The organism is Aurantimonas aggregata (genome assembly GCF_010500835.1).
GTDB lineage: Bacteria > Pseudomonadota > Alphaproteobacteria > Rhizobiales > Rhizobiaceae > Aurantimonas > Aurantimonas aggregata.
In genome coordinates this window covers 1-6,933 of the sequence record NZ_JAAAMJ010000055.1, presented here as the reverse complement: position 1 = coordinate 6,933, position 6,933 = coordinate 1, and the positions used below count along the sequence as shown (strand labels likewise).

Here is a 6,933-nt window from a genome sequence, read left to right as displayed (position 1 = left end):
TCAATAACTCCATGTCGATCACTCCGATGTCCCCCGCACCGATGGCGTGGGAACGAGTTCAAACATGGGTCAGTTCTCGATGGAAAAACCGCTGCTGCCTGGGTCAGCTCTCAGTGGAAATCAACAGCCGGAAGCTGACACCATTGCCGAATCGTGCCTGTCAGATTCTGAAAAACGAAAGTCCGGCACCGCTTGACGTGCGACACGAATTTGGAATAGGAGTCGGACAGATCAAAAGGTTCAAAAACGCCTCGGCCACCGCCGGGGCGTTTTGCGTTCGGACAGTTCTTTCGGCTGCTTTCCGAACACCGATGCCTTGGTCTCCGAGGTCTCGCGTAGGCGCTACGAATTTAACCGCCCAGAACTTCGATATCGGGCCAAGCCACGCGCAGAATCGCAACGACAGCCCTTCGCTAGCAAATAGCGGACGGCGACTTCCAGCATGTCAGCCAAAAGACGCGCCGTCCCCGCGCAAGCGGTTCGGCGCGTCTTTTGGCATGCCGACCGCTGCCGGCTCCGCCGAGCTTTACCAGTCACCATCCGACCACAGAAACGGAGTTTTGCCGTGCCTAAAAGCTTTGAAACCAGAGCAGGCGCTGCTCCTGCTGCGCCGCCGCACCAGTCGCTGCAGCTCAGGATTTTGGACCAAGCAAGCCGAGTCACCGCGTCGCCTGTGTCACCGTCAGTCTCAACGACCGGAGAGTGTCATGAGCAATCGTAAGGGCGGGGTCTCGCTCCTGGCGCTGTGCGCTAGCGAGCCCGAAACTGATGTTGGCAACGGTCGCCGCTTTCTTCACCGCTTTGGACCTGTGGTGCTGCATGTCGCCAAGGTGGGCTGGCATAGCTACGACGACAGACGATGGCGCGAGGATGAGGACGGCGCGATGGTGCGACCGCTGGCGCATCAAACCGTTGAGGCCATTCCGTTCGAGTGCGAGGAGATCGTTCATAACGTTGCCGAGGGCGAGATCGTCGCGGCGGGCGAGACGGCTGAGCAGGAACTGCGGCGGCGCAGGAAGCCCGGCACGGATGCCACGAATGAGGAGCGGGACGCTTACGGAAGGCTAGTCGACGCGGTTGCTGCCATGGCCAGTGTGCTCAAGCAGATCGAGAAGCGTCATTCGGCAAGGGCTCGGCACGGCAAATCAAGCGCGGGGTCCAGCAAGATGGACAACATGCTGAAGGAGGCCGCACCTTACCGCTCAGCGAGCGTGGAAGCGCTTAATCCAGACCGTTTGGCGCTGAACTGCGCCAACGGCACGCTGCGCTTCGAGCAGGTCGACGTCGAAGCGCCGGAGCCAGGCGAGCCGCGGGTGCGCTGGCTGGCGCGACTCGACCCGCACCGACGTGAGGACATGATCTCGAAGCTGGTCACCACCACGGTGCCGGGCATGGCGCTTGGCCAGGAGATCGGCGACCCGGAAGTGTTCGACCGCATCGCCCGCCAGACCGCGCCGGAGTTCTTCCGCTTTCTGCACAAGGTGCAGCCAAATCCCGACATTCGCGGCTACCTGCAGCGCCTCTCGGGCTACATGCTCACCGGGCTCACGTCCGAGCAGATGATCGCTTTCTTCTTCGGCATCGGCGCCAACGGCAAGTCCACCTTTACCGATCTGATCGGCAACGTCCTCGCCGACTATGCGGTGACCCTGTCCATCGACTCCTTCGCCGGCGACACCCGCAAGGGCGGCGGCGATGCGACACCGGATCTGGCTCGGCTGCTGGGCGCGCGGGCCTGCTTTGCCTCAGAGGGCGACGAGGGCGTGAAAATCCGCGAGGGTCTGGTCAAGCTGCTGACCGGCGGCGACAAGCTTGCTGTGCGGCGCCTGCACCAGGACTTCGTCGAGATCGAGATTCAGGCAAAAGTCGTCATCACCGGCAACCATAAGCCGACCATCCGCGGCGATGACGACGGTATCTGGCGCCGCGTGCATTTGGTCGACTGGCCCGTGCAGATCCCGAAAGAGGAGCGTGATCGCCATCTGCCGGAGAAGCTTGCGGCCGAGCGGGACGGTGTCCTCGCCTGGATGATTGCCGGGGCGCTGCAGTTCCTGTCGCTTGGCGGGCTCAATCCGCCGAAAATGGTTGTGGACCTCACCGAGGAGCATCGTGAGGAATCCGACCCGATCGGCGCGTTCATCCGCGTCGCCTGCGATGTCACAGGCAACCGTGACGACGCGGCCTCGCCGGGCCAGCTGTTTCTGGCATACGAGATATTTTGTCGCTCTGAAGGACTGTTCGCCTTCGGCCAGGCGACGTTTACGCGCCGGCTGCCGGACCAGACCCGCAAGAGCTGGACGGCGCCAGACGGAAAGCAGGCGACCTTCGTTAAGGTGAAGCAGAGCGTCACGCTCTATCGCGGCCTGCGCATCCGTCCTCTCTACCAGCCTGTTGGCGGCGTCGCGCGGCACAGCGGCGACTAAAGATATGCCGGACTGTTGGAGGCGAGCGGCGACGCGATGAATTCTTCGCGCCGGCAAGGGCGGTCATCTTGATGCTCAATCTGCGACAAAGCGGTCCCCTCCCGGGAGGTGCTGATGCCGCTGGCATTGGGCGGCGCGTGTATCTGCCGTGTCGTTTGATCCAGCGGCGCAGGCATCAGGTGCGCCGCACACACGTGAGCGGAGAAAGGGAAGCGCCAATCCCGCAAAGCCGCCTGCTTCTTTGCTGTCTCGACAAACATAACAGTGGCTTGGCTGGCTGGGGGGCGTGGGGAGCGTAGTCGACCCCCGCGTGTGTGCGTACGTAATAAAGTGAGCGATCTCGGTTCGACGAGCAAAGCTCTTTCATATGATGCGTTGATCTCCCTCCCTGTAACCCCTTTCTCCTCGAGAAATGAAAAGTATCATTAACTTCAAAGGACTAGGTTTATGGAAGTCAGGGAAGAGAAACTCATTGCGACGAGGGCCACCTCTCTCGCTCCCCTGTTGCGGCGCAGACGGGATTGGGACGGACGTGTCCAAGATGTCTCTATCGATGATCTGCTGTCCTGGACCTTTCGAACTGAGCTGCCGAAGGCGAACAGGGCCGATGAGGGGTGGGGCGGACCGGCCGGCATTCAGTCCAGTTCCATAGCCACGCTCGGGCTGCTAGGCACGCGAGTGCAACTCTCGAGGAGGACCGGCAGCTTCAGCCCGGGTGAGGACGACACGCCGCCAGATCCCGATGCCTTGCTAATTGCAGAAGCCGTTGCAGGTCTCGACAGCTTGATCATCGATCTTGATGATGTCGATCTTCTGGACGATGCGCCGTTCGAGGAACTAACGGCCGAGGAAAAACTGGATGCGCATCTGGCGGCACGCTCCTTCGTTCTTGATAAAAGCGGTCGCCTTCGATCTTCGCTCTCTGCCACCGTAATCACCCTTGCTGTTCTTGAACGTGAGGCCCCAACCCGGGTCGTCGAGCCGGTAAAGCGGCCAATGGTCACCAAGAACGGTAGACCAGCGTGGTTTGTCATGAAGTGGTTCGAGGCGAGCGAGTGGCTTCCTGCTAGACAGGCAGAGGTCGACGGCTACGACATTCGTCGCCGGCGCCCATATCCAGGCGCTTATCGGAGGTTCCGGCTTGAACCAAACCCGGCGCCGATCGTCGCCGAGCGTATCGAATACCAGGCATGGCGATATGCCCTTGAATGGCTCTGCACCGAGCTGAGCGGCAATCTCGAGCGGTTCGAACCTCTGCCGAACCGGGCGCCGTGGTGGCCGTGGCAGCGTGGCGCTGGGTGAATCGGCGCCAGCGTGAGAGACACCCCACCCCCCCCCGTTAGGGACCGTGTCCCGGCTCGGTCGCTTGGCGGTGCGCCGAGCCCCCCAAACGTCGCCAGTTATGCGCGCAAATTGCAAGGTTGACCGGGTTGACCCGGTTGACCTGCGTCACCCCACGTTGACTGCCTGCTGAGAGGCAGCGCGGTGGCGACGGCTTCGCGAGTTCGTAAGGCCTCGGAGCGGCTACCCATCGCCCGGAACGCTTGCTCCCCGAGGAGCAGTGCCTTTCGAGGCGAGCATCATGATCTGCCGGGTCGCTTGGACCCGGTCCGTCAGCCCCAGCTCCCGCTGAGCGGCATGGCAATCGGCAATTTACGACATCACGCGATCTCAGGTCCTCGGTCACGCCGCGGCTGAGATCGCTTTCATGGGTGAGGCAACCGCCCGCACCTCGCGCTTCTGGGCACCAGAGCCGCGGGGCGCGCTGGTATGCGCCGCACAGCTAGCATCGGTGACCGAAATGAACGCTGGACCGAACGGATTGAGCCCGGCCGCGATGAGCGCGTCTGAGCGCCTGGCCGAGGTGACGCGGCTGCTTGCCGCCGGACTGGTGCGCCTCAATGCTAGACAAGCCGAGCGTGACGGCTGTGCGGCCGCCACGGATGAGGATTGACGGAGACAGTTCGCCTTTCCTTGCCGACCCTGGCCGGACCGATGTGGACATCGCTTTCGCACAGAGCGTCAGTCGAAACGTCCGATACGGAGATTCTCCAATGACCGCTGCTGCTTCTCGACCAGCCCCCGCGCCACAGGCAAGCGTGCTGGCTCAGGTCGCCGCGCTAAAGGGCGCCTCGGCTGCCGAACTGAAGCAGCGCTGGCGTGAGGTCTTCGAGACGGAGCCGCCGCCGTACAACCGCCGCTTCCTCGAAAGCCGGCTCGCCTATCGCCTCCAGGAGCTGGCCTACGGCGGTCTCTCTCGAGAGACACGCGAACGGCTGAACGCCCTGGGCGAGCAACTGGATGGCGGCAAGACTGCCGTGCGAGGCCGGCGCACCGATGATCGACCGATCGCCGGCACCCGGCTGGTGCGCGAGTGGCAGGGGGCGGAGCATCAGGTGACGGTGCTGGTCGACGGCTACGAATGGCAGGGGCGGCCCTACAAGAGCCTCTCCTCGGTGGCTCGCGCCATCGCCGGCACACGCTGGAACGGCTGGACATTCTTCGGCCTGAAGAACCACGGGAAACACGGGTAAGGCGATGGTGAAGTCGACAACCTCGAAGGCTGCATCGGCATCGCGTGCGGCGGCCGTGCTGAAGAAGCGCTGCGCGGTGTACACCCGCAAATCGAGCGAGGAAGGTCTCGAGATGGCCTTCAACAGCCTCGACGCGCAGCGCGAGGCTTGTGAAGCCTATATCGCCAGCCAGAAGGCCGAGGGCTGGGTGTTGGTCCCCGACCGCTATGACGATGGCGGCGTCTCCGGCGGTACGCTCAAGCGCCCGGCGCTAGAGCGGCTGCTGGCCGACATCGAAGCCGGGCTGATGGATGTGGTGGTGGTCTACAAGATCGACCGCCTGTCGCGCTCGCTGATGGATTTTGCCAGGCTCGTCGAAGTGTTCGACCGCACCGGCGTCACCTTTGTCGCTGTGACGCAGTCGTTCAACACCACCACCTCGATGGGCCGGCTGACGCTGAACGTGCTTTTGTCGTTCGCCCAGTTCGAGCGCGAGGTGATCGGCGAGCGCATCCGCGACAAGGTGGCGGCGTCGCGCAAGCGTGGGATGTGGATGGGCGGCCACCCGCCGCTCGGCTACGACGTGAAGGACCGCAAGCTCGTCATCAACGCGTCGGAAGCGGCGCTGGTACGAATGATCTTCGACCGCTTTATCGCGGTCGGATCGGCGACGATGCTGGCAAACCTGTTGCGCAGTGAGGGAGTACGGACCAAGCGCGGCCGATTGATCGACAAGGGCGACATCTACAAGCTGATCAACAATCGCGTCTATGTCGGTGAGGCGGTACACAAGGGCACGGCCTATCCGGGCGAGCACCAGGCAATCGTCAGCCGAACCCAGTTCGACAAGGTGCAGGCGATCCTTGCCGGCAACGCCCGCAGCCGTGCCACCCGCACCCGAGCGCAGACACCGGCGCTCCTCAAGGGCCTCATATTCGGTCCCACCGGGGCGGCGATGTCGCCGACGCATACGAGACGGCGGGGACGGCTCTACCGTTACTATGTCAGCCAGTCGGTCTTGAAGGAGGGCAGGGCGGCCGCCTGTCCGCTCCGCCGTATCCCTGCCGGCGAGATCGAGGCGGCGGTCATCGCACAGGTGCGGGGGCTGCTGGTGACCCCGGAGGTGGTGATTGGGGCGTGGCGTGCGGCGCGCAGCGAGATCGAAGACCTCACGGAGGAAGATGTCCGCCAGCCGCTGGCACGATTGGAACCGCTCTGGGATGAGCTCTTTCCGGCCGAGCAGGCGCGGATCATCCAGCTCTTGGTCGAGCGGGTGGATGTTGGCCTTGAAGGCGCCGACATCCGTCTGCGGGTGGAAGGGCTGGCGAGTATCGCGAAGGACCTTGCCGCGGTCGGCGATCCAGACAGGAGAGCTGCGGCATGAGCAGCGTCGAGCGCACGACCATTACCGTTCGCGTTCCTCTAGCTATCCGCAAGCGTGGCGGCCGCAAGCTCATCATCGCGCCGACCGGGGAGGTCGAGCTTCCGACAAGCCGCACCAGGATCGACAGCAGCATGATCAAGGCGATTGCCCGAGGTCACCGCTGGAAGAGCCTGCTGGAGGCCGGTGCGTTCGCCTCGATGGCCGAACTTGCCGCGGCCGAGAAGATCAATCCATCTTACCTCAGCCGCATCCTGCGGCTGACGCTGCTGTCGCCGTCACTGACCCAAGCCATTCTTGACGGGCGGCAGCCGTCTACCGTGACCCTCGACCGACTGATGCAGCCGTTTCCCTTGGAGTGGGACAGGCAGGAGAGAGTGTTCAGCTTCCCATAGAGGACGTTGGGGCAGCCTTCCGATTTCCTCTCCCCCTATGTCTCCACTCTGTTCTAGATGCCATAGACCGGCCCCATTGAAGCAGGAACAGCCGGCTCAGAGGAGCTTCAGCAGGGCCTCCAGCGAGGTCTTGGCGTCGCCGTAGAACATCCGCGTGTTGTCCTTGTAGAACAGCGGGTTCTCGATGCCGGAATAGCCCGTGCCCTGGCCGCGCTTGGACA

The 6,933-nt window shown here is 63.3% G+C and carries 8 protein-coding genes; 7 read left to right on the top strand and 1 reads right to left on the bottom strand.

Going from position 1 to position 6,933, the window contains the following annotated elements; translation table 11 throughout:
- The first annotated feature begins 64 nt into the window (after positions 1 to 64).
- The 7 genes from GTW51_RS24425 (at position 65) to GTW51_RS22990 (ending at position 6,712) form a co-directional block, all read left to right on the top strand.
- Positions 65 to 196 (top strand): hypothetical protein, encoded by a 132-nt coding sequence (locus GTW51_RS24425; protein WP_281354653.1) that lies wholly within the window; start codon positions 65 to 67, stop codon positions 194 to 196.
- 511 nt (positions 197 to 707) lie between these two features.
- Positions 708 to 2,423, top strand: a complete 1,716-nt coding sequence (locus tag GTW51_RS23010; RefSeq protein ID WP_163046358.1) for a DNA primase family protein — start codon at positions 708 to 710, stop codon at positions 2,421 to 2,423.
- 447 nt (positions 2,424 to 2,870) lie between these two features.
- Entirely contained in the window at positions 2,871 to 3,725 is an 855-nt protein-coding gene (locus GTW51_RS23005; protein ID WP_163046357.1) for a hypothetical protein, read from the top strand.
- Positions 3,726 to 4,131: 406 nt separating this feature from the next.
- Positions 4,132 to 4,377, top strand: a complete 246-nt coding sequence (locus GTW51_RS23740) for a hypothetical protein (RefSeq protein ID WP_203566277.1) — start codon at positions 4,132 to 4,134, stop codon at positions 4,375 to 4,377.
- Positions 4,378 to 4,477: 100 nt separating this feature from the next.
- A complete protein-coding gene (locus GTW51_RS23000) occupies positions 4,478 to 4,957 on the top strand; it encodes a DUF2924 domain-containing protein (RefSeq protein WP_163046356.1) in 480 nt (159 codons plus the stop codon).
- 4 nt (positions 4,958 to 4,961) lie between these two features.
- A complete protein-coding gene (locus GTW51_RS22995; protein WP_163046355.1) occupies positions 4,962 to 6,320 on the top strand; it encodes a recombinase family protein in 1,359 nt (452 codons plus the stop codon).
- On the top strand, positions 6,317 to 6,712 hold the full coding sequence (locus tag GTW51_RS22990; RefSeq protein WP_163046354.1) for a hypothetical protein: 396 nt from the start codon (positions 6,317 to 6,319) through the stop codon (positions 6,710 to 6,712). The genes GTW51_RS22995 and GTW51_RS22990 overlap by 4 nt, the downstream gene beginning before the upstream one ends.
- Positions 6,713 to 6,808: 96 nt before the next feature.
- On the opposite strand, the gene GTW51_RS22985 is transcribed toward GTW51_RS22990, so the two are convergent.
- The coding region (locus tag GTW51_RS22985) for an NAD(P)(+) transhydrogenase (Re/Si-specific) subunit beta (protein WP_163043328.1) at positions 6,809 to 6,933 on the bottom strand (125 nt) is incomplete at its 5' end.

What these genes read in the sequence shown, in the direction of transcription:
- GTW51_RS24425 (WP_281354653.1), top strand. Translation starts at nt 65, where the DNA reads ATGGGTCAGTTCTCGATGGAAAAACCGCTGCTGCCTGGGTCAGCTCTC.
- GTW51_RS23010 (WP_163046358.1), top strand. Translation starts at nt 708, where the DNA reads ATGAGCAATCGTAAGGGCGGGGTCTCGCTCCTGGCGCTGTGCGCTAGC.
- GTW51_RS23005 (WP_163046357.1), top strand. Translation starts at nt 2,871, where the DNA reads ATGGAAGTCAGGGAAGAGAAACTCATTGCGACGAGGGCCACCTCTCTC.
- GTW51_RS23740 (WP_203566277.1), top strand. Translation starts at nt 4,132, where the DNA reads ATGGGTGAGGCAACCGCCCGCACCTCGCGCTTCTGGGCACCAGAGCCG.
- GTW51_RS23000 (WP_163046356.1), top strand. Translation starts at nt 4,478, where the DNA reads ATGACCGCTGCTGCTTCTCGACCAGCCCCCGCGCCACAGGCAAGCGTG.
- GTW51_RS22995 (WP_163046355.1), top strand. Translation starts at nt 4,962, where the DNA reads ATGGTGAAGTCGACAACCTCGAAGGCTGCATCGGCATCGCGTGCGGCG.
- GTW51_RS22990 (WP_163046354.1), top strand. Translation starts at nt 6,317, where the DNA reads ATGAGCAGCGTCGAGCGCACGACCATTACCGTTCGCGTTCCTCTAGCT.